Consider the following 25,140-nt stretch of genomic DNA (forward strand, 5'->3'; position numbering starts at 1 on the left):
GGTCGGACTCGACGACGAGCCCGGGCGTCGACGACTCCACCAGGAACAGGCACGGTGACCCGTCGAGCTCGGCGCCGACGACGAACAGCTCGGCCTGGGCGCCCCGGACCACGGCCGACTTGAGCCCGTCGAGGCGGAACCCGCCGTCGGCCTCCCGTACGGCGGTGGTCGCCGGGGCCAGGACGTCGAAGAGGACCGCGGGTTCGGTGAGCGCGAGCGCGGCGGCGGGGACGTCGCCGTCGGTGAAGGACGGCAGGTACGTCTGCTGCTGGGCCTCGGTGCCCCACAGGCCCAGCGCGGTCGCGACCGACCCGGGGGCGAGGGCGGCCACGGCCAGGCCCATGTCGCCGTGCGAGAGAGCCTCGGCGACCAGGGTCGCGGCCATGGCGGAGCGTTCCTCGGAGATGCCCCCAGCTCCTCCGGGACGCCCAGCACGGGCAGACCGATCTCGAGGCCGGCCTTGAGGACCGGCCCGGGCGCCTCGCACGCCTCGTCGGCCTCCGTCGCCGCGGGCCGCAGCACCTCGGCGGCGTACTCGGAGACGAGGTCGACCAGCATCTGCTCGTCCTCGGTCGGGGTCAGGTCGAAGACCCCGGTCCGCGGCGCGGGCGGCACCCGGGTGCCCGGACGAGCGGCCGACCCGGCGCGGGCGAACGTCCGGCTCGCCGTGGTGACCGAGCGGAAGCCGGTCCGCGTGACGGTGAAGACGGCCTGCTCGGCCTGCTTGCGCAGTCCGACGCGGTCGAGGAGGTCGCTCTGGGCCAGCCGGTTGAGGCCGGCCACCACGAGCCCGATGGGGTCGCGCGACTCCGAGGTCGGCACCCCGTGACGGCCACCGGGCCGCAGCGTCTGGAGGAGGGACATGGGTTGAATGTAACTCCTAGTTACACTCAGTGCTACAGCGGTTCCCGTTCCCCCGGTCACACCGGCGGCGCCGTCGGCGCACGCGCGCCTAGGATCTGTCCCCGTGACCGAGCAGACCCCGCCCCACGCGCCCCACGGCCCCCTCCCCGACGGCGGGACGGTCCGTCCGATGACCCGCTGGGGCACCCCGGTCATGCACCGGCCCCAGGCCGCGGTCGTCGCCTTCGACGACACGCTGAGGACCCTGGTGGCCGACATGGTGGCCACGATGTACGCCGCCGACGGCGTCGGCCTCGCCGCCTGCCAGATCGGGGTGGACCAGGCGGTCTTCGTCTTCGACTGCCCCGACGACGAGGGCGAGCGCACGGTCGGCGTCGTCTGCAACCCACGCCTGGAGCTGCCCGAGGGCAAGGACCGGCGCCTCGACGTCGACGACGAGGGCTGCCTGTCGTTCCCGGGCGGGTTCGTCGAGTGCGCCCGGCCGGACACCGCCACGGTCGTCGGTCAGGGCGTGGACGGGACCGAGGTCGTCTTCACCGGGGACGGGATGCTGGCCCGCTGCCTGCAGCACGAGACCGACCACACCCTGGGCACGGTCTTCGGCGACCGGCTGCCGACCAAGGCGCGCAAGAAGCTGCAGAAGGCCCACGACAAGGCCGCCGCCGACTTCCCGCCCGACTGGCCGGTCACCCAGCCGTAACCGGACGGGTCAGGCGTAGCGGTGGCTCTTGGCCGAGTGGCCGGCCTCGCGGGTGCAGGTGCGCCCGCTGATCGCCTTGTGACCGCACAGGGCCTCGGTCGAGGTCTCGGCGCCGTCGGCGGCCGGGGCCTCGGGGGCGACCGGCGGTCGCTCCGTGGGGGTGCGGACCGTCTTCTTGGCGCTCTGGGTGGGAGTGGCGCCGGGACGCGGGGGCGTCGCGCCGCCGCGTGCGTAGTGGGCCTCGCGCAGGGCGCGCTGGGCGTCGAGCTTGCTCATCGGGTCATCACATCGCCGACTCTAGGCGCTGCCACCGACACCGGCCCGCAGGCGCTCCGTCGATCACGTGTTCGAAGCGCCACACCGCCCCTTCCCCTGGCGCCGCGGGTGCGCCAGCATGGCGCCATGCCCCTGGTCGACACGGTCGAGGTACGCCAGCCCGCACGCGACGACGTCGTCGGGCGGGCCTTCACCGTCGCGGGGGTCGGCGGCGGGTTCGAGGGGACCCTCCAGGTCCGCGTCACCGCCGGCGACCACGAGGTCGCCCGGGCCTTCGTCACCACCCGGGCCGGGGGTGTCGGCGCGGGCGACTTCACCGGGGAGGTCCGCCTCGACGAGCGGGTGCCCGACGGCACCCGCCTGGTCGTACGCGTCTCCGCCGACCGGGGCGGTCCGGGAGACCGGGACGCCGACCGCGTGGCGGTCACCTGCTTCCCCCGGTCCACCGGCTTCGTGGTGCACGAGGTCGAGCGCGGCGAGACCCTCACCGCGGTGCTGCGCGGCCTGGCCGGCCTGACCTCGGCCACCGTCGACGACGTGGTGGCGGCCAACCCGGCGATCACCGACCCCGACGTGATCGAGGTCGGCCAGCGGCTCACGATCCCGCTGCTGCCCGCCGCGCAGTGACGTAGCAGGCCACCGCGGCCGCGGCGGCCACGTTCAGCGAGTCGATCCCGGCCGCCATCGGGATCACCGCGCGCCGGTCGGCCGTCTCCTGCCACCGCGCCGAGAGCCCCGGCCCCTCCGATCCGAGCACCAGCGCGACCCGGTCCAGCCCGGCCACCGCCTGCTCCACCGGCACCGCGTCGCCGGCCAGGGTCAGCGCGACGGTGGTGAACCCGCGCGCGGACAGCGCCGGGAGCGCGTCGTGCCAGTCGTCGAGCCTCGTCCACGGCAGCGCGAAGACCGCCCCCATCGCGACCTTGACCGCCCGGCGGTAGAGCGGGTCCGCGCAGCGCGGCGAGAGCAGGACGGCGTCGAAGCCGAGCGCGGCGCCGCTGCGGAAGGCCGCCCCGACGTTGGTGTGGTCGACGAGGTCCTCCAGCACCAGCACCGACCGGGCCCCCGCGAGCACGTCGTCGAGCGCCGGCAGGGGCCGGCGCTCGAAGGAGGCCAGGGCGCCGCGGTGCACGTGGAAGCCGGAGACCTGCTCGGCCAGCGCCTCGGACACCACGAAGCACGGGGCCGGCGAGGCCGCCAGCACGTCGTCCAGCCCCTCGAGCCAGCGCGGCGCCATCAGGAAGGACCGGGCCGCGAAGCCGGCCTCGGCCGCGCGCCGCACCACCTTCTCCCCCTCGGCCAGGAACAGCCCGTGCTCGGCCTCGAGGTGGCGGCGCAGCGTGACGTCGCGCAGGTCGCGGTAGTCGGCCAGGCGGGGGTCGGTCGGGTCGTCGACCTCGATCAGCTCGGCCACCGGCTCAGTCCCGGGGCCGCGGGTAGGTGTCGGGACGGGCGACGGCCACGACCTCCCCGACCACGATGATCGCCGGCGGGCGTACGGCGTGGGCCCGCAGGTCGGCGTCGAGGTCCGCCAGGGTCGACAGCACGGTGCGCTCCCCCGGCAGCGTGCCCTCGACCAGGACCGCCACCGGGGTGGTCGGCGCCCGCCCGCCCGTGACCAGCGCGGCCGCGATGGCACCGGCGTTCTCGACGGCCATCAGCAGCACCACGGTGCCGCGCAGCCGGCCGAGCGCGGCCCAGTCGACCAGGGAGCCGGGGTGCCCCGGCGGCAGGTGGCCGGACACCACGACCAGCTCGTGGGCCACACCGCGGTGGGTGACCGGGATCCCGGCCCGGGCAGGCACGGCCAGGGCCGAGGTCAGGCCCGGCACCACCGAGACCGGCACCCCGGCGGCCTCGCAGGCCAGCACCTCCTCGTACCCGCGGCCGAAGACGAACGAGTCGCCGCCCTTGAACCGCACCACCCGCTTGCCCTCGAGCGCCCGGGCGACGATGAGCTCGTTGATCTGCTCCTGGCTGGCCGAGCGGCCCCGCGGCAGCTTGGCCACGTCGACCAGCTCCACCTCGGGCGCCAGCTCGTCCAGCAGCTCGCGGGGCGCCAGGCGGTCCGCGACGACGACGTCGGCGGTGGCCAGGGCGCGCCGGGCCGCGACGGTGGACAGCTCCGGGTCGCCCGGCCCGCCACCGACCAGGACCACGCCGGCCGAGGTGTCGAGCCCGGACCGGGCGGTGAGCCGGCCGTCCTGGAGGCCGTCCATGATCTCGTCGCGCAACCGGGCCGACAGCCGGGGCTCACGGTTGGCGAGCACCGCCACCGTCACCCCGCCGTGCCGGCCGACGGCCGGGGTCCAGGCGCTCGCGGTCGAGGCGTCGTCGGCACGCACGCAGAAGACCCGGCGCTCCTCGGCCGCGGCCAGGACCTCGGCGTTGACGTCCGGGTCGTCGGTGGCCGCGATCGCGTACCAGGTGTCGTCGAGGTCGGCCGCCTCGAACCGGCGCGGCTCCCAGGTGATCTCGGCGGTGAGGCCCTCCAGCGCGGGGGTGACCTCGGGCGAGACCACCACCACGTGGGCGCCGGCGCCGATCAGGGTGGGCACGCGGCGCTGGGCGACGTGCCCGCCGCCGACCACGACCACGCGGCGACCCGCCAGCCGCAGGCCCACGGGGTACGGCGGCGGCGCGGCGCGGTCGGCGGTCTCGAGGTCGTCACCGGGGGCCATGGGACCCAGTCTCTCGCGCACCGGCCCGCCGACCACCCGGCGGGTGGTGACCGGGCACCACCTCCTGGCTAGGTTCCGAGCCATGAGCTCACTCGACCGCCCCGTCAGCCCCGACCCGTACGAGCTGCTGCCCGCCGTGCCGTCCTTCACCGTGACCAGCGAGGATGTCCGCCAGGGCGAGCCGCTGAAGGACGACCAGGTCGCCCACCTCGGCAACACCTCCCCCAGCTGTCCTGGGAGGGCGCCCCGGAGGGCACCAAGAGCTACACCGTGACCTGCTTCGACCCCGACGCGCCGACCCCGAGCGGGTTCTGGCACTGGGTCCTGGTCGACCTGCCGGCCGACTGCACCTCGCTGCCGACCGGGATCGGGTCCGGCGAGGTCGACCTGCCCGGCAACGCCTTCATGTGCCGCAACGACATGGGCAGCAAGGACTTCGTCGGCGCCGCCCCGCCCGAGGGCGACCAGGTCCACCGCTACTACTTCGTGGTGCACGCCGTGACCGCCGACAGCCTCGGCGTCGACTCCGACGCCACGCCGACGTTCGTGTCGTTCAACCTCGTCTTCAACACCGCCGCGCGCGGCATCCTGCAGGGCACCTTCCAGCACTGAGCCCGGCACCCAGCCCGGCACCCAGCCCGGCACCCAGCCCCGTCAGCGCCGTCCCGGGCGTCTGAGCCGTTGTGCTCAGGCGCCCACGGCGCGTCGCGGCCACGATGGGGTGATGGCCCCCCGACCCGTCCTGCTGCGCTGGGCACCGCCCCTCGTGCTCGCGCTCACCGTCGCCCAGCTGGCGGTCGCGCAGTGGGTGCCGGGCATCGAGCGCTTCGAGGGCAAGGCCTTCGGCGCGCGCCTGCTGCTCTACCCCCTGCTGATGCTGGCCGTCCCCGCCGCCTGGTGGTGGCGGGCGCGACGCAGGCCGCCGGCCGACCGCACCGTGCCGTACGCCGCCTTCACGCTGGTCATGCTGCCGTTCCTGGTGGACGTGACGGGCAACAGCCTGGACCTCTACGACGCCGTGGTCTGGTGGGACGACCTCAACCACCTGGTGAACTGGATGCTGCTGACGGCCGGGCTCGGCCTCCTGGTCGGACCGGCCGTCCGGCCCCGGTGGGCGCTCGGGCTGATGCTCACCGGACTGGGTGCGCTCCTCGCGGTCGGGTGGGAGCTCGGCGAGTGGTTCACCTTCATCCGGCACGGCACCGAGCTCTCCGACGCCTACACCGACACCCTGGGCGACCTGGCGCTCGGGACGCTGGGCTCGCTGGTCGCCGCGCTGATGGTGACGAAAGTCCTTTACCGCGCCCCCCTCCGTCACTAGGTTCGGTCCACCGCGCCGGGCTCCCGCCCGTGGCGCCGTCTGGGCGGAGACAGCGATGACCGATCAACGAGCGACGACGGGGGCCGGGAGCGGCACCAGCAGCGGGGCCGGCAGCGGGACCGGGTCGGGCCCGGGCGACGCGGAGTACTTCGAGGAGCGCCAGCTCCAGCGCGGCGCCGCCGGGTGGGTGCTGCTGGCAGGGCTGGGGGTCGCCTACGTCATCTCGGGCGACTTCGCCGGCTGGAACTTCGGCCTGGCCGAGGGCGGCTGGGGCGGCATGCTGGTCGCCACGATCGTCATCGGCACCCTCTACTTCTGCATGGTGCTCGGCCTGGCCGAGCTGTCCTCCACGATCTCCACCGCCGGCGGTGGGTACGGCTTCGCCCGTCGCGCGCTCGGGCCGTGGGGCGGGTTCCTCACCGGCACCGCGATCCTGATCGAGTACGCCATCGCGCCGGCCGCGATCGCGAACTTCATCAGCGCCTACACCGAGTCGCTGTTCGGGATCAGCGGCCCGCTGGTCTTCGCGCTGTTCTACGCCGTCTTCATCGGGCTGCACATCTACGGCGTCGGCGAGGCGCTGAAGCTGATGTTCGTGATCACCGCGATCGCGGTCGTGGCGCTGCTGGTGTTCGTCGTCGCCGCGGCGCTGCAGTTCGACCCGGCCAACCTCACCGACATCCCCGCCGACCCCGACGCCGCGGGGTCGTCGTCGTTCCTGCCGCTCGGGGTGCTCGGGATCTGGGCCGCGCTGCCGTACGCGATCTGGTTCTTCCTGGCCGTCGAGGGCGTCCCGCTGGCCGCCGAGGAGACCAAGGACCCCGCCAAGGCCATGCCGCGCGGGATCATCGCCGCGATGCTCATCCTGGCGGCCTTCGCCGCCATGATCCTGGTCGTCGGCCCCGGCGCCGCCGGTTCGCAGAGCCTCACCGAGTCCGGCAACCCGCTGGTCGACACGCTCGAGACGGCGTACGACGGGTCGACCGCGGTGAGCACGTTCGTCAACGTGATCGGCCTGCTCGGCCTGGTCGCCAGCTTCTTCTCGATCATCTACGCCTACTCGCGCCAGACGTTCGCCCTCTCACGGGCCGGCTACCTGCCGACGGTGCTGTCGAAGACCGGCAGCCGCAAGACGCCGTACCTCGCGCTGATCGTGCCCGGGGTGATCGGGTTCGTGATGGCCGTCTTCAACCAGGGCGACCTGCTGATCCTGGTCGCCGTCTTCGGCGCCACCATCTCCTACGTGCTGATGATGACCAGCCACATCGTGCTGCGCTTCAAGGAGCCCGACCTCGAGCGGCCCTACCGCACCCCCGGCGGGATCGTGACCACCGGCATCGCCCTCGTGCTCTCGCTCGTCGCCGTGGTCGCCTGCTACGTCGTCGAGCCGCGCGTGATCCTGGTGACGGCCGGCGTCTTCGTGCTGGCCATCGCCTACTTCGGGCTCTACTCCCGACACCACATCAGGCAGGGGGCTCCCGAGGAGGAGTTCGCCGCCATCAGCGACGCCGAGAAGGGCCTCAAGTGACCGACCACTCCCCCACCTCCGGGACCGACACCCCCGTCAACGACCGGATGCTCACCCTGGACCGGTTGCGGCACCTCATCACCGGCGGCGAGATCGACACCGTGGTGATGGCCTTCACCGACATGCAGGGCCGGCTGCAGGGCAAGCGTCTGCACGCGGCGTACTTCCTGGACGTGGCGCTAAAGGCCGGCACCGAGGGCTGCAACTACCTGCTGGCCGTCGACGTCGAGATGAACACCGTCGACGGCTACGCCATCTCCTCGTGGGAGCGCGGGTACGGCGACATGGAGTTCGTCCCGGACTGGCAGACCCTGCGGCTGCTGCCGCACCTGCCGGGCACCGCGATGGTGCAGTGCGACCTCGCCTGGCTCGACGGCGAGCCGGTGCTGGAGTCACCGCGGACGATCCTGCGCCGACAGCTGGACCGGGCCCGCGACATGGGGTTCAGCGTCCACGCCGGCACCGAGCTGGAGTTCATCGCCTTCGAGGACACCTACGAGGCCGCGCACGACGCCGACTACCACCGGCTGCGCCCGGTCAACCAGTACAACATCGACTACTCGGTGCTCGGCACGACCCGCGTCGAGCCGCTGCTGCGCGACATCCGCAACCACATGTACGCCGCGGGGATGGACGTCGAGGGCGCCAAGGGCGAGTGCAACTTCGGTCAGCACGAGATCGGCTTCCTCTACAACACCGCGATGGTCACCTGCGACCACCACGTCGTCTACAAGACCGCCGCCAAGGAGATCGCCGCCCAGCACGGCCGGTCGCTGACCTTCATGGCCAAGTACGACCAGCGCGAGGGCAACTCCTGCCACATCCACCTGTCGCTGCGGGGCACCGACGGCGACCTCGTCTTCTGGGACGAGAAGAAGAACGCCCGGACGAAGCTCTACGACTCGTTCGTGGCCGGGCTGCTGTCGACGATGGCCGACTTCACGCTCCTGTACGCGCCCAACGTCAACTCCTACAAGCGGTTCGCCGGCGGCTCCTTCGCCCCGACCGCGATCGCCTGGGGCACCGACAACCGCACCTGCGCGGTACGCCTGGTCGGCCACGGCGCCTCGGCCCGCCTGGAGAACCGGGTCCCCGGCGGCGACGTGAACCCGTACCTGGCCGTGGCGGCGATGCTTGCCGGCGGCCTGCACGGCGTCGAGCAGGAGCTCAAGGGCGTGTCCGAGACCCAGGGCAACGCCTACGAGAGCGGCGAGGAGCTCGTGCCGCGCACCCTGCACGCGGCCCGGGAGCGGTGGGCGACCTCGGAGGTGGCACGATCGGCGTTCGGTGACGCCGTCGTCGACCACTACACCACCATGGCCGACGTCGAGCTCGCCGCGTTCGACGCCGCCGTCACCGACTGGGAGCGCCGCCGCGGCTTCGAGCGTCTCTGACCCCCGCCCCCGCACGACTGGGAGAAGAGCCCCATGAGCACCACCTGCACCGTCGTCGACCCTGCCTCGGGCCACGAGCTCACGGAGGTCGCGATGGCCTCGGTCGCTGAGACCGACGCCGCGATCGAGCGCGCCCACGACGCCTTCGCGGCCTGGCGCGCGGTGTCCCCCGGCGAACGTGCCCGGCTGCTGCGCCGCTTCGGCGACGTGGTCGACGCCCACCTCGAGGAGCTCGCCGATCTCGAGGTCCGCAACGCCGGGCACACCCGCGGCAACGCCCGCTGGGAGGCCGGCAACGTCCGCGACTGCCTGCACTACTACGCCGGGGCGCCCGAGCGGCTGCACGGCCGCCAGATCCCGGTGGACGGCGGCGTCGACCTGACCTTCCACGAGCCGCTCGGCGTGGTCGGCATCATCGTGCCGTGGAACTTCCCGATGCCGGTGCTGGCGTGGGGCATGGCCCCGGCGCTGGCCGCCGGCAACTGCGTGGTCGTCAAGCCGGCCGAGCTCACCCCGCTGACCGCGATCCGGATCGGGGAGCTCGCGCGCGAGGCCGGCCTGCCCGAGGGCGTGCTGACGGTCCTGCCCGGGGAGGGCCCGGTCGTCGGCGAGCGGTTCGTGACGCACCCGCTCGTGCGCAAGGTGTCCTTCACCGGTTCGACGCGGGTCGGCAAGCAGGTGATGGCCGGCTGCGCCGACCAGGTCAAGCGGGTCACCCTCGAGCTGGGCGGCAAGAGCGCGAACATCGTCTTCGCCGACACCGACGTGGCGGCCGCGGCGGCCGCGGCGCCGTACGCGGTCTTCGACAACGCCGGGCAGGACTGCTGCGCGCGCTCCCGGATCCTGGTCGAGCGCAGCGCCTACGACGAGTTCGTCTCCCGCCTCGAGCCGGCCGTGCGCGGCGTGCGGGTGCTGGACCCGGCCGACGAGGCCAGCGAGATGGGCCCGCTCGTCTCGGCCGTCCAGCGGGACCGGGTGCGGGGCTACCTGGACGGCGCCGAGGTGGCCTTCGCGGGCTCGGTGCCCGACACCGACGCCGCCGCCGGGGGCTTCTGGGTCCCGCCGACCGTGGTCACCGTCGACGACCCCGCGGCCCGGTTGTGGCGCGAGGAGGTCTTCGGCCCGGTCGTGGCGGTGATGGCCTTCGACGGCGAGGAGGAGGCGGTCGCGCTGGCCAACGACACCGAGTACGGCCTCTCCGGGTCCATCTTCACCGCCGACGTCGGGCGCGCCCTGCGGGTCGCGCGCGGCGTCGAGTCGGGCAACCTGTCGGTCAACTCGCACGCGGCGGTCCGGTACTGGACCCCGTTCGGCGGCTACAAGCAGTCCGGCCTCGGTCGCGAGCTCGGGCCCGACGCCCCGGCCTCGTTCACCGAGGAGAAGAACGTCTTCATCGCCCACTGATCCCCCACCAGCAGGAGAACAACCATGGCAGGACGCATCCAGGACCGGGTCGCGGTCGTCACCGGCGGCTGCTCGGGCATCGGCCTGGCGACCGTGCAGCGCTTCGTCGAGGAGGGCGCGAAGGTCGTCGTCGGCGACCTCGACGACGAGCGCGGCCACCAGCTGGTCGGCCAGCTCGGCGGGACCGACCTGCTGACCTACGTGCACACCGACGTCACCGACAAGGACCAGGTCGACGCGCTGTTCCGCACCGCCAAGGAGACCTACGGCTCGGTCGACATCGCGTTCAACAACGCCGGGATCTCCCCGCCCGAGGACGACTCCATCCTGGACACCGACCTCGAGGCGTGGAAGCGGGTCCAGGACGTCAACCTGACCAGCGTCTACCTGTGCTGCAAGGCGGCGCTGCCCTACATGCTCGAGCAGGGACGCGGCTCGATCATCAACACCGCCTCGTTCGTGGCGGTGATGGGTGCGGCCACCTCGCAGATCTCCTACTCCGCCTCGAAGGGCGGCGTGCTCACCATGACCCGCGAGCTCGGCGTGCAGTTCGCCCGCGAGGGCGTGCGGGTCAACGCGCTCTGCCCCGGCCCGGTCAACACCCCGCTGCTGCAGGAGCTGTTCGCCACCGACGCCGAGCGCGCCGCCCGCCGGCTCGTCCACGTGCCGATGGGACGCTTCGGCGAGCCCTCCGAGATGGCCTCCGCCGTGCTGTTCCTGGCCTCCGACGACAGCTCGTTCATGACCGCGACCACCTTCCTCGTCGACGGCGGCATCTCGGCCGCCTACGTCACCCCGCTCTGAGCGGGCGCCGGGAGGTGGGTGCACGCGTGGGGGCACCGGTCGTCGGGCTGACGACCTACCGCGAGCAGGCCGCGTGGGGGGTCTGGACCGAGCGGGCCGACCTGCTGCACACGGCGTACGCCGACGCCGTCGTCGCCGTCGGCGGACTGCCCCTGCTGCTGCCGCCCGTCGACACCGGCGACGTCCCGGGCGCCGCCGACGTCCTGGTCGCACGGCTGGACGCCCTCGTGGTCACCGGCGGCGCCGACGTCGACCCGGGCCGGTACGACGCGACGCCCCACGGCCGCACCGCCGGCTGGCGCCCCGACCGCGACGCGTGGGAGCTGGCGCTGCTGGCCGCCGCGGACGACGCGGGCCTCCCCGTGCTCGGCGTGTGCCGCGGGATGCAGGTGATGGCGGTGGCCGCCGGGGGCCGGCTCGAGCAGCACGTCCCGGACCGGGTCGGCCACGAGCAGCACTCCCCCGGCGGCGACGCGTTCGGTGACGTCGACGTCGCCACCCGGCCCGGCTCCCGCGTGGCCGGGCTCCTCGGGGAGCGCCTGACGGTGCGCTGCCACCACCACCAGGCCGTCGCCACCCACCCCGGCTGGGACGTCGTCGCCGAGGCCGCCGACGGCACCCCGGAGGCGATGGAGCGCCCGGGCGACCGGTTCTGCGTCGCCGTGCAGTGGCACCCCGAGACCGCCGCCGACGTCGGCCTGCTGGCCGGCCTGGTCCGCGCCGCCGCGGGCGGCGCATGAGCCCCCTGCGCCGCGCCCGACCGGTCGTCCAGCTCAGCGCCCACCGGTGCGGGGCCGGCCAGGACCGCACCCTGGAGAACACCCGGGTCGCGCTGGACGGGGCGCTGCGGCTCCCGGTGGAGTACGTCGAGTTCGACGTGCAGCGCTGCGGTGACGGCACCCTGGTCTGCTTCCACGACGACTGGGTCTGGGTCGGCGACCGGCGCCGGGACCTGGCCGAGCTGACGTTCGCCGAGTTCGCGGCCCGGGCGCCGCACTTCCTGCGCTACGACGAGGTGCTGCCGGCCCTGGTCGGCCACGCGCGCGCCCACATCGACCTCAAGTTCAGCGACCCCGCGGCCGTGGTCGACGCGGTCGGGCAGGCCGTCGCGGTGCTCGGCGCCGACGAGATGATCGTGACCACCCTCGACGACCGCACCGTCCGGGTGGTGCGCGACTGGGCCGACGAGCACGGCCACGACCTGCTGGTCGGGCTGTCCCTGGGCCGGCGGGTGCGCGGGCTCCCGCTGAACCGCCAGCTCCGGATCCGCGCCTCGGAGCTGCTGCCCCGCGTGCGGATCCTGAACTCGCGCGCGAACCTCGTCGTGGCCAACCACACCCTGGCGCGCCTGGGCATCGCCGCCTTCGCGCGGCGCCGCGGCCTTCCGCTGCTGGTGTGGACCGTCGACACCGAGGACTCCCTGCGCTACTGGCTGCGCCCGGGCCGGGCCTGGCTGGTGACCAGCAACGAGCCGGCGCTGGCGCTGCGCGTACGCGCCGGCCTGGAGCGGTCCCGCCGCGCCGAGCGTCGCCGTGGCCTGGAAGGATCGGAGCCATGACCGAGCCCGACCTCGTGACCGACGTCCTCGGCGAGCCGTGGACCGCGGAGACCATCGCCCTGACACCCGACGACGAGGGCGAGGTGGTCGCCACCCTGGTCCACCACGCCGCCGCCGTACCGTCCGGGCGGGCGGTGCTCTACGTGCACGGGTTCACCGACTACTTCTTCCAGGCCGACTTCGCGGCCTGGTGGGTCGAGCGGGGCTACGACTTCTACGCCATCGACCTGCGCAAGTACGGGCGGTCGATCCGCCCGCACCAGACCCCGAACTTCGTCTCGGACCTGCACACCTACGACGAGGAGCTGGACGCCGCCTGGGAGCGGATCACCGTCCGCGACGGCCACGACCGGGTGGTGCTGACGGCGCACTCGACCGGCGGCCTGATCGTCCCGTCGTGGGCCGACCGCCGACGGCCGGCCGCGCTGGCCGGGATGGTGCTGAACTCCCCCTGGCTCGACCTCCAGGGCAGCGCGCTGCTGCGCCTCGTCGGCCGCCCGGTGATCACCCAGCTCGGCCGGCTCAGCCCGCGCCGCCCGATCAGCCGCGAGGTCACCGGGTTGTACGGCCGCAGCCTGCACCGCGACCACGGCGGGGAGTGGGACTACGACCTCACCTGGAAGCCCGACACCGGGGTCGTCGTGTACGCCGGCTGGCTGCGCGCGGTGCTGCGGGCGCACGGCCGGCTGCACCGCGGGCTGGATGTCCGCGCCCCCGTGCTGGTGCTGTCCTCGGACGCCTCGAGCAGCCCCCGGGGGCTGGACGACGAGCGTCTGCACACCACCGACGTGGTCCTCGACGTGCACCAGATCCGTCGCTGGTCGAGCGCGCTGGGCAGCCACGTCACCTACGCCGCCGTGCCGGGCGCCCGGCACGACGTCGTGCTCTCGCGCGCCGAGCCGCGCGCGCGGGCGTACGACGAGATGGGTCGCTGGGCCGGCGCCTACCTGGACGACCCGGCCCCGGGGACACCGCGGGCTACCGACCAGTAGGGTCCGGCCATGGACCTCGTCACCCCGCTCTCCCTGGGCCGCATCGCGATCGGCGCCCTCAGCCTCACCCGCCCCACCGTCGCCGCCGGGCTGCTCGGTGCCGACCCGGCCGACAACCCGCAGCTACCGTTCATGACCCGGCTGTTCGGGGTGCGCGAGATCGCGCTCGGCGCCGTCACGCTGCTGGCCGCCGGCACCGCCCGCCGCGACCTGGTGGCCGCCGGGGTGCTGGTCGACCTCGGCGACGCGATCGCCTCGGTCGTCTCCTACCGCACCGGCGAGGTCAGCCCGCTCGGGGCGGCCCCGCTGCTGGCCGTCGCCCTCGGCGCCGCGGCCGCCGGCGCGATCGAGGTCAACGCCTCGCCGAGGTGACGCTCGCGGCGGGTCGAGGTGACGCTCGCGGCGGGTCGAGATGACGGTTCCGGACACCTCGGTGGTCCGTACCAAGAGCAGTCGTGTGCCCCAGCACGGTCCCTGGACCGGCGACAGGCACACGACCCGTACGGCCGGCGCCCCGCACCACGCACGAGTCGGGTCGTGGGTCAGCTGACGCGCCCGAGCGCGTCCAACGACCCACGACCCGGCACAACCGGCCGGCGCTGGTCATGCCCGGACCGCTCAGCGCAGCAGCGCCACCAGCGCGACGACGCCGACCACCACGATGACCCCGCGGAGCACCGGCGCGGGCAGGCGACGTCCCACGGTGGAGCCGATCAGGCCGCCCACCACCGACCCGGCGCCGATCAGCGCGACGACGAGCCAGTCGAGGTCGGCCACGAAGACGAACAGCACCCCGGCGACCGAGTTCACCCCGGCCGCGAGCACGTTCTTGACCGCGTTCAACCGCTGGAGCGGCTCGGGCACCCCGATCCCGAGCACGCCCATCAGCAGCACGCCCTGGGCGGCCCCGAAGTAGCCGCCGTAGACCCCGGTCAGGCCGACCAGCGGCCACACCCACCCGGCGTCGCGCGCCTCGGCGGACTCACGCGCCTCCCGCCGGGCCGCGACACGACGTGACAGCGCCGGCTGCACGACCACCAGCAGCACGCCCAGGCCGATCAGCACCGGCACGATCGTCTCGAAGGCCGAGGACGGCAGGGTCAGCAGCAGCACGGCGCCGACGGCCCCGCCGACCACGGAGGCCACCAGCAGCCGCAGCACCCGGGTCGACTGCCCGCGCAGCTCGCGCCGGTAGCCCCACGCCCCGGTCAGCGACCCCGGCACGAGCCCGAGGTTGTTCGAGACGTTGGCGGTCACCGGGGGCACGCCCAGCGCGAGCAGCGTCGGGAAGGTGATCAGCGTGCCGGAGCCGACGATCGTGTTGATGGTGCCGGCCCCGACACCGGCGAGCGCGATGAGGACGGCCTCCCACACCGTCACCGGCGGGTCAGGGCTGGGACGGGGGCGGTACGGCTCCCGTGTCGCCGCCGGGCTCGTCCCCTGTCCCGCTCTGGGCCTTGCGGGCACGGCCCGGGTTGGCGGCCTCCTCGGCCTCCCGGATCGCGGCCTGGACGGCGTCGTTGGCCGCCTTCTTGCTGGCGTCGACGGACGGCACCTCGGGCGAGGTGGAGCCCATGTCGACGCGGGTGCGCGGGCCGGGCAGGTCCTTCGGGATGCCCGACATCTCCGACATCGTCGAGCCCAGGCCCTCGAGGGCGCGGCCGATCTCGCTCGGCACGATCCAGACCTTGTTGGCGTCGCCCTCGGCGATCTTCGGCATCATCTGGAGGTACTGGTAGGCCAGCAGCGACTGGTCGGGCTGGCCGTCGTGGATGGCCTGGAAGACGGTCTGGATCGCCTGGCCCTCACCCTGGGCCTTGAGGATCTGCGACTCCCGGTCGGCCTGGGCACGCAGGATCGCCGACTCCCGGTCGCCCTCGGCGGTGAGGATCGCGGACTGCTTCATGCCCTCGGCCGACAGGATGGCGGACTGCCGCTGGCCCTCGGCGGTGAGGATCGCGGCGCGCTTGTCGCGGTCCGCACGCATCTGCTTCTCCATCGAGTCCTTGATCGACGGCGGCGGGTCGATGCCCTTGAGCTCCACCCGGTTCACCCGGATGCCCCACTTGCCGGTCGCCTCGTCGAGCACGCCGCGCAGGCGGGTGTTGATCTCGTCACGGCTGGTCAGCGTCTCCTCGAGGTCCATCCCACCGACGATGTTGCGCAGCGAGGTCATCGTCAGCTGCTCGACGGCCTGGATGTAGTTCGCGATCTCGTAGGTCGCCGCGACCGGGTCGGTGACCTGGAAGTAGATGACGGTGTCGATGGAGACCACCAGGTTGTCCTCGGTGATCACCGGCTGCGGCGGGAACGAGACGACCTGCTCGCGCAGGTCGATGCGGTAGCGGACGTTGTCGATGAACGGGACGATGATCTTCAGCCCGGCGTCCAGCGTCTGCTGGTACTTGCCGAACCGCTCGACGATGCCGGCGCGGGCCTGCGGCACGATCTGCACCGTCTTGGCCAGCAGGACGACGACGAACGCCAGCAGGATCGCCAGTGCGATGAGCACGGCCATGCGGTTCTCCTCAGGTTGTCCCGCCGTGGCGGGGGTCCGACGGCCTCGCGGGGTCCGGGCCAGGCGTGGGGGTCAGGGCGTGGGGTCAGGCCTGGGGTCAGGCCTCGAGCGTGGGGACGGGGTGGACGTACGCGGTCGCGCCGCGGATCTCGAACACCTCGACGGTCTCGCCGGCGGCGATGGTCAGGTGCTCGTCGTACGGCGCGGCCGACCACTCCTCGCCGCCCAGCCGCACCCGGCCGGCGGTCAGCCCGGTGACGGCCACCGTGACGGTGCCGCGGCTGCCGACCAGCTTGCCGTGGCCGAGGCTGAGCTCGGGTCCGCTCTTCAGGTGCCGCAGCACCGGCGGACGCACGAGCGCGAGCATGCCGACGGCGGTGATCGCGGCGATCACGACCTGCAGCACGACCGGGCCGCCGGCGAGCGCCACGACCAGCCCGCCCCCGGCGCCGACGGCGAGCATCACCAGCACGAAGTCCAGGCTGAGCATCTCGGCCGCGCCCAGCGCGACGGTGAGGCCGAGCCACACCGTCCACGCGTTCTCCGAGAGCCAGTCCATGACTCGATCCTATCCGGGTCGCGAAGCCACGTCCGGGACCTTGTGCTCAGCGGCGCCGTGGCTCACGGCGGGCCGCCCAGCGGTCGTCCTCGTGCCGCAGCTCCAGCGGCATCCCGAAGGTGGCCGACAGGTGCTCGCGGGTGAGCACGTCCTCGAGGGGACCCGCGGCGACGACGGCGCCCTGACGCAGCAGCAGCGCGTGGGTGAAGCCGGGCGGGATCTCCTCGACGTGGTGGGAGACCAGGACGGTCGCCGGGGCGTCGGGGTCCTGGGCGAGCACGGCCAGGGTCGCGACGAGGTCCTCGCGCCCGCCGAGGTCGAGCCCTGCGGCCGGCTCGTCGAGGAGCAGCAGCTCCGGGTCGGTCATCAGGGCGCGCGCGACCTGGACGCGCTTGCGCTCGCCCTCGCTCAGCGTCCCGAAGACCCGGTCGACCAGGTGCGCGGCGCCGACCTCGACCAGCAGGTCGTGGGCCCGCTCGTGGTCCAGCTCGTCATAGGACTCGCGCCAGCGGCCGACCACGCCGTAGGAGGCGGACACGACGACGTCGCGGACCACCTCGTGGCGCGGGATCCGCTCGGCCAGCGCGGCGCTGGTGAGGCCGATCCGGGGGCGGAGCTCGAAGACGTCGACGGTGCCGAGCACCTCGCCGAGCAGCCCGACCACCCCGTCGCTGGGGTGGATCTGCGCGGAGGCCAGCTGCAGCAGCGTGGTCTTGCCGGCGCCGTTGGGACCCAGCACCACCCACCGCTCGCCCTCGCGGACCTCCCAGCTCACCTTGTCGAGCAGGACGGCCCCGCCCCGTCGTACGGTCACGTCGGCGAGCTCGAGGACGGCGGACATGCCGCAACCCTATCGATCGCCGGAGGCCCGCGGTGACCGCCCGGGCGGCGGGCGTAGCGTCGGGCGCCGTGACCGACCCCTCCGTGCTCGCGGCCCCCGTCTCCCTGCGCCTGGCGTGGTGGGGCACGTCCTGGCTGCGGGGGGCCGTGGTGCCGGACCTGGTGCTGGACGCCGTGATCGGCGACGAGGCCACCCACGCCGTCGCGGGCCTCGACGAGGGCGGGCCGACCGAGACCCTGCTGGGCGGCCTGGCCCGGCTGCGCGCCGCCGGTGCCACCGGGCTCGGCCTGGCCCTGCCCCGCGAGGGCGACCCCCTCGGGCTGGGCGGGCCGGCCGGCTTCAACGCCGCGGCGATCGAGGCCGGCGAGGCCGTGGTGGTCGCCGGCGCCGGGGTCGGCCTCGTGCCGGGCGCCACCGGCGCCGCGACGACCTGGGTGGTGCACCCGGCCGGGCGACGCCAGCTCCCGGACGTCGGCGAGGCCGACCGCGGGCTGCGCGCCGCCCTGATCGAGACCGCGACGTCCCTGGCCGCCCTCGACGTGGCGCGCTGGCGCCCGGAGGTCGCCGACCGGCTGATGGACCTGCGCCACGGTCCCCGCCTCACCGGCCCGGACGGGGTGCCGGCGCGCTGCGTCGAGCTGGCCGCCCGGGGCGTGCAGGCCGTCGACATCGTCGACCTGGCGCTGGAGGACCACGGCGGGGCGGTGTCGGCGGCCGAGATCCTCGTGCGCGAGGAGGCCCTGCGCCCGCTGGAGCGGGCCGGGCGGCGGGCGCTGGTGGCGGCGGGCTCACCCGAGGTCTGGCCGCCGGCCTGACCCCGGCTGGACGCCGACCTCGGCCCACACCTCGACCAGGTCGACCAGCCGGCCTCCCAGCACCGAGGCCAGCACCACGACGGCGTGCGTCTCGGCACCGTCGGAGACCCGGGCGCGCAGCACCGCCCGGCCCCCTCCGTCGACCACCTCCTGGGGCTCGAAGCGCCACCGGCCCGGGTAGTCGCGGTTCAGCGCGACGTACGCCGTCGCGTCCAGCTCCTCCCCGGTGTGCTCGTAGCGGACGACCGCGTCGTCGGCCAGCAGCGCCCGCAGCACCGACCAGTCCTCGTCGTCGACGGCGGCGGCGAGGCGGGTGAGCAGCTGGGCGGCGGAGGGCTCCGGGGCGGCGGTCATCGCACCATCGTGGACCGCGCCGCCGACACCCGGCCGTCGCGACTAGCCTGACCTGCGATGACGGCCCCCTCCGCGACCCTGCTCATCACCCTGACCGGCACCGACCGGCCCGGCGTGACCTCCACCCTGCTCGGCACCCTGGCCCACGCCGGGGTCGAGGTGATCGACGTCGAGCAGATCGTGCTGCGCCAGCGGCTGGTGCTCGGGGTCCTGGTCTCCGTGCCGTCCGACACCACCCGCCTGGTGGCGGAGGTCGAGTCCACCGCGGCCGAGCTGGGCATGCAGGTCGAGCTCAGCCGCGGCACCGGCGACAACCGCTCCCGGCCGCAGGGCCGCAGCCACGTCACGGTGATCGGCGACCCGCTCACCGCCGTCGCCCTGTCCGCCATCACCGGACGGGTCGCGGCCACCGGCGCCAACATCGACCGGATCGAGCGGATGGCGCGCTACCCCGTGACCGCCATCGACCTGCACGTCTCCGGCGCCGACCCCGTCGAGCTGCGCGCCGCCCTGGCCACCGAGGCGGCCGCCCAGGGCGTCGACGTCGCGGTGCAGCCCACCAACCTGCTGCGCCACGGCATGCGGCTGATCGTGATGGACGTCGACTCCACCCTGATCCAGGGCGAGGTGATCGAGATGATCGCGGCGCACGCCGGCTGCGAGGACCAGGTCCGCGAGGTCACCGAGCGCGCCATGGCCGGCGAGCTCGACTTCGAGGAGTCCCTGCGCGAACGGGTCGCCCTGCTGGAGGGCGTGCCGGAGAGCGCGCTCGACGAGGTCTACGACGGGATCGTGCTGGCCCCCGGCGCGCGCACGATGGTGCGGACCCTGAAGCGGCTGGGCTACCGGTTCGCGATCGTCTCCGGCGGCTTCACCCAGGTCACCGACCGCCTGGCCGACGACCTCGGCGTCCACTTCGCGCGCGCCAACGAGCTCGAGGTCGTCGACGGACGGCTGACCGGGCGGATCCTCGGCGACGTGGTCGACCGGGCCGGCAAGGCGCGGGCGCTGGAGGAGTTCGCCGAGGCCGTCGGCATCGACGTCGCCTCCACGATCGCGATCGGGGACGGCGCCAACGACCTCGACATGCTGGCCGCGGCCGGGCTCGGGATCGCCTACAACGCCAAGCCGCGGGTGCGCGAGGCCGCGGACGCCTCGGTCAACGTGCCCTACCTCGACACGATCCTCTACCTGCTCGGCATCTCGCGCGAGGAGATCGAGGCCGCCGACGCGGCCGCGGGCGTGGTCACGCCCGCTCCCCCGGTCTGACCCGCCCCGGCCGGGACGGCCTCACCCGACGAGGACGACCCGCTCCCCGAATCCCGGTCGCAGCACCCGCACGCCCGGCGCGCGCCGGCCCATCGCCTCCGCGAACCGTGGGCCCGGCTCGACGAAGAACCGACGGTGCCGCGCGGGCAGCACCGCGCGCAGCCCGACCGGCCAGAAGGTGCCGTGGTGCACGCCCAGCGCGGCCGCGGCCTCCACCGCGGCGACGGCCGACGCGGCCTGGTCGGGGTCGAGGTGCGCCGCACCCAGGGTGGGGCCCCAGCCCCCGATCGGCACCAGCGCCAGGTCGACGGGCGCCACCTCGCCCAGGTCCACCCCGCTGCCGGTGTCACCGGGGTACCACGCGCTCACCCCGTCGACGGCGAGCCGGAAGCCGATCGCCGGCGGCGCCGGGCGGCCCCGCGTGCGCCGCCCGCGCCACGGGTCGCGGGTGCCGGGGTGGTCGGCCGCGTGCACCGCGAGCCGCACGCCCGCCACCTCGACCACGTCCCCGGGCGCCACCTCGACCAGCTCGCGTCCGCCGAGCAGTGCGGAGGTCCAGCGCCCGGCGCCGTCGCGCACCCCCCGGGGCGCGACCACGGGCACAGCCGGGTCGAGCCGGCGCAGCGAGCGGTGGTGCAGGTGGTCGTGGTGCAGGTGCGAGAGCAGGACGACGTCGGCGTCCCGCGCGCGGGCGGCCGGCAGCGGACCGGCGCGCCGCAGGTGGAGCAGGGAGCGGGTCAGCACGGGGTCGGTGAGCACGCGGACCCCGCCGAGCTCGACCGTGGTCGTCGCGTGGCCCCACCAGGTGACGGCGAGGGCGGCGTCAGCCACGCGCGACGTGGAACGCCTCGAGCCGGGCGCCCCCCGCGCCGAGGTCGGCCCAGGACCCGCCGACGGCGAAGACGGCGGCCGCGGCGGTCGGGTAGCCCCGCGCGAGCATCTCCGAGGTCGCCCCGTCGTCCCCCTCCCCGTCGTCGAGCAGGTGCGCGAGGTAGGCCATCGTCGGGTTGTGGCCGACCACGAGCAGGGTCGAGACCTCCTCGGACGTCTCCCGGACCAGGTCGAGCGCCGCCTCCGGGCCGGCGGAGTACAGGCCGGCGTCGTGGGTCACCCCGCCCTCCCAGCCCGCGGCGGCGGCCAGGGCGTCGTACGTCTGCCGCGTGCGCAGCGCCGCCGAGACCAGCGCGGCCCCGCGGGGGGCGCGACCTGCAGGCCCAGGCCGGCCAACCAGGTGCCCGCGGCGGCGGCGTCGGTGCGACCACGCGCCGACAGCGGCCGCTCTGCGTCGGTGGCGGCGGAGGGCTCGGCCTGCGCGTGGCGCAGGACGACGAGACGGCGGAGGCTCGCGTTCACCCGGCCAGCCTCCCAGCCTCCCGCCCGTCACCCAAACGACCGGGCCCGGCCGCGTCCGCGCCATGCCCTAGCGTTGCGCCCATGCCCCGAGGTCCCCTTCTCGTCGTCGGAGGTGCCGAGGACAAGCTGCGCCGACGCACCATCCTCCAGCGCTTCGTCGACCTCGCCGGCGGCCCGGACGCCCGGATCGCGGTGATCCCCACCGCCTCCTCCCTGGGCCCCGAGATCGTCGAGGTCTATGACGCCTTGTTCCGCTCCGCGGGCGCCGGTGAGGTCGTCGCGGTCCGTCCCGAGAACCGTGAGGACAGCCACGACCCGGCGCTGGTCGAGCGCCTCGACTCCTGCACCGGTGTCTTCATGACCGGCGGCAACCAGCTGAAGCTGTCCAGCATCGTCTGCGGCACCCCGGTCGGCGAGGCTGTCCGGGCCGCGCACCACCGCGGCGCGGTCGTCGCCGGCACCTCGGCCGGCGCGAGCATCCAGTCCAGCCACATGGTCGCCTTCGGCGTCGGCGGCACGACGCCCAAGCAGCGGATGACGCAGGTCGCCGCGGGCCTCGGGCTGATCGACTCCACCGTCGTGGACCAGCACTTCGACCAGCGCAACCGGTACGGCCGGCTGCTGATGATCGTGGCCCAGTCCCCCCAGCTGCTCGGGATCGGCGTGGACGAGGACACCGCGGCCGTCGTCGAGCACGTCGAGGTCGACGGCGAGGACCACGAGCTGCTGAGCGTGCTCGGGCGCGGCGCGGTGACCATCTTCGACCCGGCCCGGCTGACCACGAACGCCTACGAGGCCCGCCGCTCGGCCCCGCTGCTGGCCAGCGGCGTGGTGCTGCACGTGCTGCCCGAGGGCAGCCTGTTCGACCTGACCACGCGCAGCCTCGTGCCACCCGAGGCCGTGGTCGACCCCGGCGAGGCCGACGAGCTCGCCGCCGCCGGCAGCGACCTGCGCGCGCTGGCCCGCGACATCGCCGCCGGCGACGCCTCCCCCGGCGCGCTGCGCCGCCGCCGCGCCCGCTCGCAGGTGCGGCCCGCCCCGCGCGACGCCCACGACCTGGCCCCCGACCTGGCCCCCGACCTGGCCCCCGCAGCACCGACCACCGGAGGAGACCCCGCATGAGCGGACGACCCAGCCCCGACCTCGCGATCACCGAGACCCGCGTCTACCGCGGCGCCAACGTGTGGTCCTACGACCGGGCGATCCACCTGGTGGTGGACCTGGGCTCCCTCGAGGAGTTCCCGACCAGCACGCTGCCGGGGTTCACCGACCACATGATGACGATGCTGCCCGGCCTGCGCGAGCACTCCTGCTCCCGCGGTCGTCGCGGCGGGTTCGTGGAGCGGCTGCACGAGGGCACCTGGCTGGGCCACGTGGCCGAGCACTGCGCCCTGGCGCTGCAGCAGGTCGTGGGGCACGACGTGCGCCGCGGCAAGACCCGGGCGGTCAAGGGCACCACCGGCGTCTACAACGTCATCTACGGCTACGACGACGAGCAGGTCGGGCTGGCCGCGGGCCGCCTGGCCGTCCGGCTGGTCAACCACCTGGTCCAGGCCGACCCCGAGTTCGACTGGGACGCCGAGCTGGAGTCGTTCATCCGCCGCGCCCAGCGCACCGCCTTCGGGCCCTCCACCCAGGCCATCCTCGACGAGGCGATGAGCCGCGACATCCCGTGGATCCGGCTCAACCAGTACTCCCTGGTCCAGCTGGGCCAGGGCGTCCACGCCAAGCGGATCCGGGCCACGATGACCTCGGAGACCTCCGCGATCGCCGTCGACATCGCCTCCGACAAGGACCTCACCACCCGCCTGCTCGGCGCGGCCGGTCTGCCGGTGCCCAAGCAGGAGTCGGTGCGCACCGCCGACCAGGCCGCGCGGGTCGCGGTCCGGATCGGCTTCCCCGTCGTCGTGAAGCCGCTCGACGGCAACCACGGTCGCGGGGTCTGCCTGAACCTCGAGAACGAGGGCGAGGTCCGCGAGGCCTTCGAGACCGCCAAGGGCGAGTCGAAGCGCGGCGTGGTCGTCGTGGAGTCGTTCGTGACCGGCAAGGACTACCGCTGCCTGATCATCGACGGCCGCGTGGCCGCGATCGCGGAGCGGGTGCCGGCCTCCGTCACCGGTGACGGCATCAGCACCGTCGAGCAGCTGGTCGACACGGCCAACGCCGACCCGCGCCGCGGCGTGGGCCACGAGAAGGTGCTGACCCGGATCAAGGTCGACGCCGCCGCCGAGGCCCTGGTCGCCGAGCAGGGCTACGAGATGACCGCGGTCCCGCCCGAGGGGCAGGTCGTGAAGCTGGCGCTGACCGGCAACATGTCGACCGGCGGCATCTCGATCGACCGCACCCTCGAGGCGCACCCCGAGAACGCCGAGATCGCCGAGGAGGCGGCCCGGATGATCGGCCTCGACATCGCCGGCATCGACTTCATCTGCCCCGACATCACCGAGCCGGTCCGCGAGACCGGCGGCGCGATCTGCGAGGTCAACGCGGCCCCGGGCTTCCGGATGCACACCCACCCGACCATCGGCGACCCGCAGTTCATCGCCAAGCCGGTCGTGGACATGCTCTTCCCGCCGGGCACGCCCTCGCGGATCCCGATCGTGGCCGTGACCGGCACCAACGGCAAGACCACGACCTCCCGGATGATCAGCCACATCTTCAAGGGCATGGGCCACAAGGTCGGCATGACGTCGACCGACGGCGTCGTGATCGACGAGCGGCTGCTGATCCGCGCCGACGCCTCGGGCCCCCGCTCGGCCCGGATGGTGCTGCAGAACCCCCGCGTCGACCTGGCGGTCTTCGAGGTCGCTCGCGGCGGCATCCTGCGCGAGGGCCTGGGCTACGAGCGCAACGACGTCGCGGTGGTGCTCAACGTCGCCCCCGACCACCTCGGCCTGCGCGGCATCGACACCGTCGAGCAGCTGGCCGACGTCAAGGCCGTGCTGGTCGAGGCCGTCCCCCGCGACGGCCACGCCGTCCTGAACGCCGACGACCCGCTGGTCCGGGCGATGCGCCGGCGCTGCTCCGGCCAGGTCGTGTGGATCTCCATGGACGAGCCCGGCTCCGAGACCCGCGACATGATCGACGCCCACTGCCGCCGCGGCGGCAAGGCGCTCGTGCTCAACCCGTCGGAGCGCGGCGAGATGATCGTGGTCAAGCACGGCCCGCGCGAGATGCAGCTGGCCTGGACCCACCTGCTGCCGTCGACCTTCGCCGGCCGGGCCCGGATGAACGTGCAGAACGCCCTGGCCGCGGCGGCCGCCGCCTTCGCCACCGGCGCCCCGCTGCACGACATCCGCCAGGGCCTGCGGACCTTCTCCACCAACTACTACCTCTCCCCCGGCCGCTTGAACGAGGTCGAGGTCAACGGGGTCAACGTCGTCGTGGACTACTGCCACAACGCGCCGGGCATGAAGATGCTCGGTGACTTCGTGGACCGCACGGGCGACTCCATGGAGTCCTCGCACGCCCTGGCCCGGCCCTCGCGGATCGGCGTCATCGCCACCGCCGGCGACCGGCGCGACGAGGACATGCGCGAGCTCGGCGAGGTCGCCGCCCGCCACTTCGACGTCGTGGTCGTCCGCGAGGACAACCAGCTGCGCGGCAAGGAGCGCGGCTACGTGGCCGACCTGGTCACCGACGGCGTCCGCTCCGCGATGGAGGACGGCGCCCGGTGCAAGCAGGTCGAGGTGGTCCTCGACGAGATCGAGGCGGTCCGGCACGCCATGTCGCGCGCCAACGCCGGCGACCTGCTGGTCCTCTGCGTCGACAAGCACGCGGCGGTGATGAGCGAGCTGGAGAACTGGTCGCCCCAGGCCCAGGCCGGCTCGGGGGTCACCGACGAGTCCTCGCCAGGGGCCGACCCGGACTACTACACCGCCGACGCCTGAGCGGTCGCGGGACCCGGCC

General features: G+C 74.1%; 28 protein-coding genes and 1 pseudogene. 18 read left to right on the forward strand and 11 right to left on the reverse strand.

All coding sequences use genetic code 11. The features are described 5' to 3' along the window. Positions 1-7 precede the first annotated feature (7 nt). Positions 8-558 (reverse strand): annotated as a pseudogene (locus tag ENKNEFLB_RS23185) (acyl-CoA dehydrogenase family protein); the annotation flags it as partial. On the opposite strand from ENKNEFLB_RS23185, the gene ENKNEFLB_RS23190 reads away from it, so the two are divergent. Beyond that, positions 461-829: a hypothetical protein gene (locus ENKNEFLB_RS23190; protein WP_420830560.1), complete on the forward strand. Its 369-nt coding sequence runs from the start codon at positions 461-463 to the stop codon at positions 827-829. The pseudogene ENKNEFLB_RS23185 and the gene ENKNEFLB_RS23190 overlap by 98 nt on opposite strands. A 204-nt stretch (positions 830-1,033) precedes the next feature. Further along, entirely contained in the window at positions 1,034-1,564 is a 531-nt protein-coding gene (def, locus tag ENKNEFLB_RS12150) for a peptide deformylase (protein ID WP_214059449.1), read from the forward strand. 9 nt (positions 1,565-1,573) lie between these two features. Here the strand turns inward: def and ENKNEFLB_RS12155 are convergent, their stop codons facing one another. After that, complete coding sequence (locus ENKNEFLB_RS12155) at positions 1,574-1,840, reverse strand: hypothetical protein (protein WP_214055669.1); 267 nt, start codon at positions 1,838-1,840, stop codon at positions 1,574-1,576. A 126-nt stretch (positions 1,841-1,966) separates the two neighbouring features. On the opposite strand from ENKNEFLB_RS12155, the gene ENKNEFLB_RS12160 reads away from it, so the two are divergent. Continuing rightward, positions 1,967-2,467, forward strand: coding sequence for a Gmad2 immunoglobulin-like domain-containing protein (locus ENKNEFLB_RS12160; protein WP_214055670.1), 501 nt, complete (start codon positions 1,967-1,969; stop codon positions 2,465-2,467). Here ENKNEFLB_RS12160 and ENKNEFLB_RS12165 read toward each other — a convergent pair. Beyond that, entirely contained in the window at positions 2,436-3,254 is an 819-nt protein-coding gene (locus tag ENKNEFLB_RS12165) for a TrmH family RNA methyltransferase (protein ID WP_214055671.1), read from the reverse strand. The genes ENKNEFLB_RS12160 and ENKNEFLB_RS12165 overlap by 32 nt on opposite strands. Positions 3,255-3,258: 4 nt before the next feature. Beyond that, a complete protein-coding gene (cobA, locus tag ENKNEFLB_RS12170) occupies positions 3,259-4,521 on the reverse strand; it encodes a uroporphyrinogen-III C-methyltransferase (RefSeq protein WP_214055672.1) in 1,263 nt (420 codons plus the stop codon). Positions 4,522-4,603: 82 nt separating this feature from the next. Between cobA and ENKNEFLB_RS23035 the strand changes: the two genes are divergently transcribed. From ENKNEFLB_RS23035 to ENKNEFLB_RS12220, 11 genes are all read left to right on the forward strand, one after another. Further along, positions 4,604-4,795 (forward strand): hypothetical protein, encoded by a 192-nt coding sequence (locus ENKNEFLB_RS23035; protein WP_338040907.1) that lies wholly within the window; start codon positions 4,604-4,606, stop codon positions 4,793-4,795. Continuing rightward, the gene (locus ENKNEFLB_RS23040) at positions 4,792-5,133 is read left to right on the forward strand and encodes a YbhB/YbcL family Raf kinase inhibitor-like protein (protein ID WP_338040908.1); all 342 of its coding nucleotides are present in this window, start codon (positions 4,792-4,794) and stop codon (positions 5,131-5,133) included. Before ENKNEFLB_RS23035 ends, ENKNEFLB_RS23040 begins: the two co-directional genes overlap by 4 nt. Before the next feature lie 112 nt (positions 5,134-5,245). Then, a complete protein-coding gene (locus ENKNEFLB_RS12180) occupies positions 5,246-5,842 on the forward strand; it encodes a DUF2238 domain-containing protein (protein WP_214055673.1) in 597 nt (198 codons plus the stop codon). 55 nt (positions 5,843-5,897) lie between these two features. Next, positions 5,898-7,370 carry an ethanolamine permease gene (gene eat, locus ENKNEFLB_RS12185; RefSeq protein ID WP_214055674.1) on the forward strand — a complete coding sequence of 491 codons (1,473 nt, stop codon included), beginning with the start codon at positions 5,898-5,900 and terminating at the stop codon, positions 7,368-7,370. Beyond that, positions 7,367-8,764 carry a glutamine synthetase family protein gene (locus ENKNEFLB_RS12190; RefSeq protein ID WP_275955890.1) on the forward strand — a complete coding sequence of 466 codons (1,398 nt, stop codon included), beginning with the start codon at positions 7,367-7,369 and terminating at the stop codon, positions 8,762-8,764. Before eat ends, ENKNEFLB_RS12190 begins: the two co-directional genes overlap by 4 nt. 33 nt (positions 8,765-8,797) lie before the next feature. Then, positions 8,798-10,168, forward strand: a complete 1,371-nt coding sequence (locus tag ENKNEFLB_RS12195; RefSeq protein ID WP_214055675.1) for an aldehyde dehydrogenase family protein — start codon at positions 8,798-8,800, stop codon at positions 10,166-10,168. Positions 10,169-10,192: 24 nt separating this feature from the next. Next, positions 10,193-10,972: a 3-oxoacyl-ACP reductase gene (locus ENKNEFLB_RS12200; protein WP_214055676.1), complete on the forward strand. Its 780-nt coding sequence runs from the start codon at positions 10,193-10,195 to the stop codon at positions 10,970-10,972. Positions 10,973-10,998: 26 nt separating this feature from the next. Next, positions 10,999-11,712, forward strand: coding sequence for a gamma-glutamyl-gamma-aminobutyrate hydrolase family protein (locus ENKNEFLB_RS12205; RefSeq protein ID WP_214055677.1), 714 nt, complete (start codon positions 10,999-11,001; stop codon positions 11,710-11,712). Then, the gene (locus ENKNEFLB_RS12210) at positions 11,709-12,530 is read left to right on the forward strand and encodes a glycerophosphodiester phosphodiesterase (protein WP_214055678.1); all 822 of its coding nucleotides are present in this window, start codon (positions 11,709-11,711) and stop codon (positions 12,528-12,530) included. Before ENKNEFLB_RS12205 ends, ENKNEFLB_RS12210 begins: the two co-directional genes overlap by 4 nt. Further along, on the forward strand, positions 12,527-13,522 hold the full coding sequence (locus ENKNEFLB_RS12215) for an alpha/beta hydrolase (RefSeq protein WP_214055679.1): 996 nt from the start codon (positions 12,527-12,529) through the stop codon (positions 13,520-13,522). Before ENKNEFLB_RS12210 ends, ENKNEFLB_RS12215 begins: the two co-directional genes overlap by 4 nt. A 9-nt stretch (positions 13,523-13,531) precedes the next feature. Next, positions 13,532-13,894 carry a DUF4267 domain-containing protein gene (locus ENKNEFLB_RS12220; protein WP_214055680.1) on the forward strand — a complete coding sequence of 121 codons (363 nt, stop codon included), beginning with the start codon at positions 13,532-13,534 and terminating at the stop codon, positions 13,892-13,894. Between the two features lie 246 nt (positions 13,895-14,140). Here the strand turns inward: ENKNEFLB_RS12220 and ENKNEFLB_RS12225 are convergent, their stop codons facing one another. The 4 genes from ENKNEFLB_RS12225 to ENKNEFLB_RS12240 form a co-directional block, all read right to left on the reverse strand. After that, entirely contained in the window at positions 14,141-14,902 is a 762-nt protein-coding gene (locus ENKNEFLB_RS12225) for a sulfite exporter TauE/SafE family protein (RefSeq protein ID WP_214055681.1), read from the reverse strand. A gap of 7 nt (positions 14,903-14,909) precedes the next feature. After that, entirely contained in the window at positions 14,910-16,040 is a 1,131-nt protein-coding gene (locus tag ENKNEFLB_RS12230) for an SPFH domain-containing protein (protein WP_214055682.1), read from the reverse strand. Between the two features lie 97 nt (positions 16,041-16,137). Next, the gene (locus tag ENKNEFLB_RS12235) at positions 16,138-16,599 is read right to left on the reverse strand and encodes an NfeD family protein (protein WP_214055683.1); all 462 of its coding nucleotides are present in this window, start codon (positions 16,597-16,599) and stop codon (positions 16,138-16,140) included. A gap of 46 nt (positions 16,600-16,645) precedes the next feature. Continuing rightward, positions 16,646-17,440 carry an ABC transporter ATP-binding protein gene (locus ENKNEFLB_RS12240; protein ID WP_214055684.1) on the reverse strand — a complete coding sequence of 265 codons (795 nt, stop codon included), beginning with the start codon at positions 17,438-17,440 and terminating at the stop codon, positions 16,646-16,648. A 68-nt stretch (positions 17,441-17,508) separates the two neighbouring features. Between ENKNEFLB_RS12240 and ENKNEFLB_RS12245 the strand changes: the two genes are divergently transcribed. Then, positions 17,509-18,255, forward strand: a complete 747-nt coding sequence (locus ENKNEFLB_RS12245; RefSeq protein ID WP_246535507.1) for a hypothetical protein — start codon at positions 17,509-17,511, stop codon at positions 18,253-18,255. Here the strand turns inward: ENKNEFLB_RS12245 and ENKNEFLB_RS12250 are convergent. Continuing rightward, entirely contained in the window at positions 18,229-18,609 is a 381-nt protein-coding gene (locus tag ENKNEFLB_RS12250; RefSeq protein ID WP_214055685.1) for a nuclear transport factor 2 family protein, read from the reverse strand. The genes ENKNEFLB_RS12245 and ENKNEFLB_RS12250 overlap by 27 nt on opposite strands. Before the next feature lie 57 nt (positions 18,610-18,666). Between ENKNEFLB_RS12250 and serB the strand changes: the two genes are divergently transcribed. Beyond that, the gene (serB, locus tag ENKNEFLB_RS12255; protein ID WP_214055686.1) at positions 18,667-19,878 is read left to right on the forward strand and encodes a phosphoserine phosphatase SerB; all 1,212 of its coding nucleotides are present in this window, start codon (positions 18,667-18,669) and stop codon (positions 19,876-19,878) included. Positions 19,879-19,899: 21 nt separating this feature from the next. Here serB and ENKNEFLB_RS12260 read toward each other — a convergent pair whose 3' ends face one another. Next, positions 19,900-20,709, reverse strand: coding sequence for an MBL fold metallo-hydrolase (locus ENKNEFLB_RS12260; RefSeq protein WP_214055687.1), 810 nt, complete (start codon positions 20,707-20,709; stop codon positions 19,900-19,902). Further along, positions 20,702-20,989: a hypothetical protein gene (locus ENKNEFLB_RS22590; protein ID WP_246535508.1), complete on the reverse strand. Its 288-nt coding sequence runs from the start codon at positions 20,987-20,989 to the stop codon at positions 20,702-20,704. The genes ENKNEFLB_RS12260 and ENKNEFLB_RS22590 overlap by 8 nt, the downstream gene beginning before the upstream one ends. Before the next feature lie 323 nt (positions 20,990-21,312). Between ENKNEFLB_RS22590 and ENKNEFLB_RS12270 the strand changes: the two genes are divergently transcribed. Further along, on the forward strand, positions 21,313-22,353 hold the full coding sequence (locus ENKNEFLB_RS12270; RefSeq protein ID WP_214055688.1) for a cyanophycinase: 1,041 nt from the start codon (positions 21,313-21,315) through the stop codon (positions 22,351-22,353). Next, positions 22,350-25,121: a cyanophycin synthetase gene (cphA, locus tag ENKNEFLB_RS12275; RefSeq protein ID WP_214055689.1), complete on the forward strand. Its 2,772-nt coding sequence runs from the start codon at positions 22,350-22,352 to the stop codon at positions 25,119-25,121. Before ENKNEFLB_RS12270 ends, cphA begins: the two co-directional genes overlap by 4 nt. Positions 25,122-25,140 lie beyond the last annotated feature (19 nt).

Origin of the sequence: Nocardioides aquaticus (genome assembly GCF_018459925.1) — a bacterium.
GTDB lineage: Bacteria > Actinomycetota > Actinomycetes > Propionibacteriales > Nocardioidaceae > Nocardioides > Nocardioides aquaticus.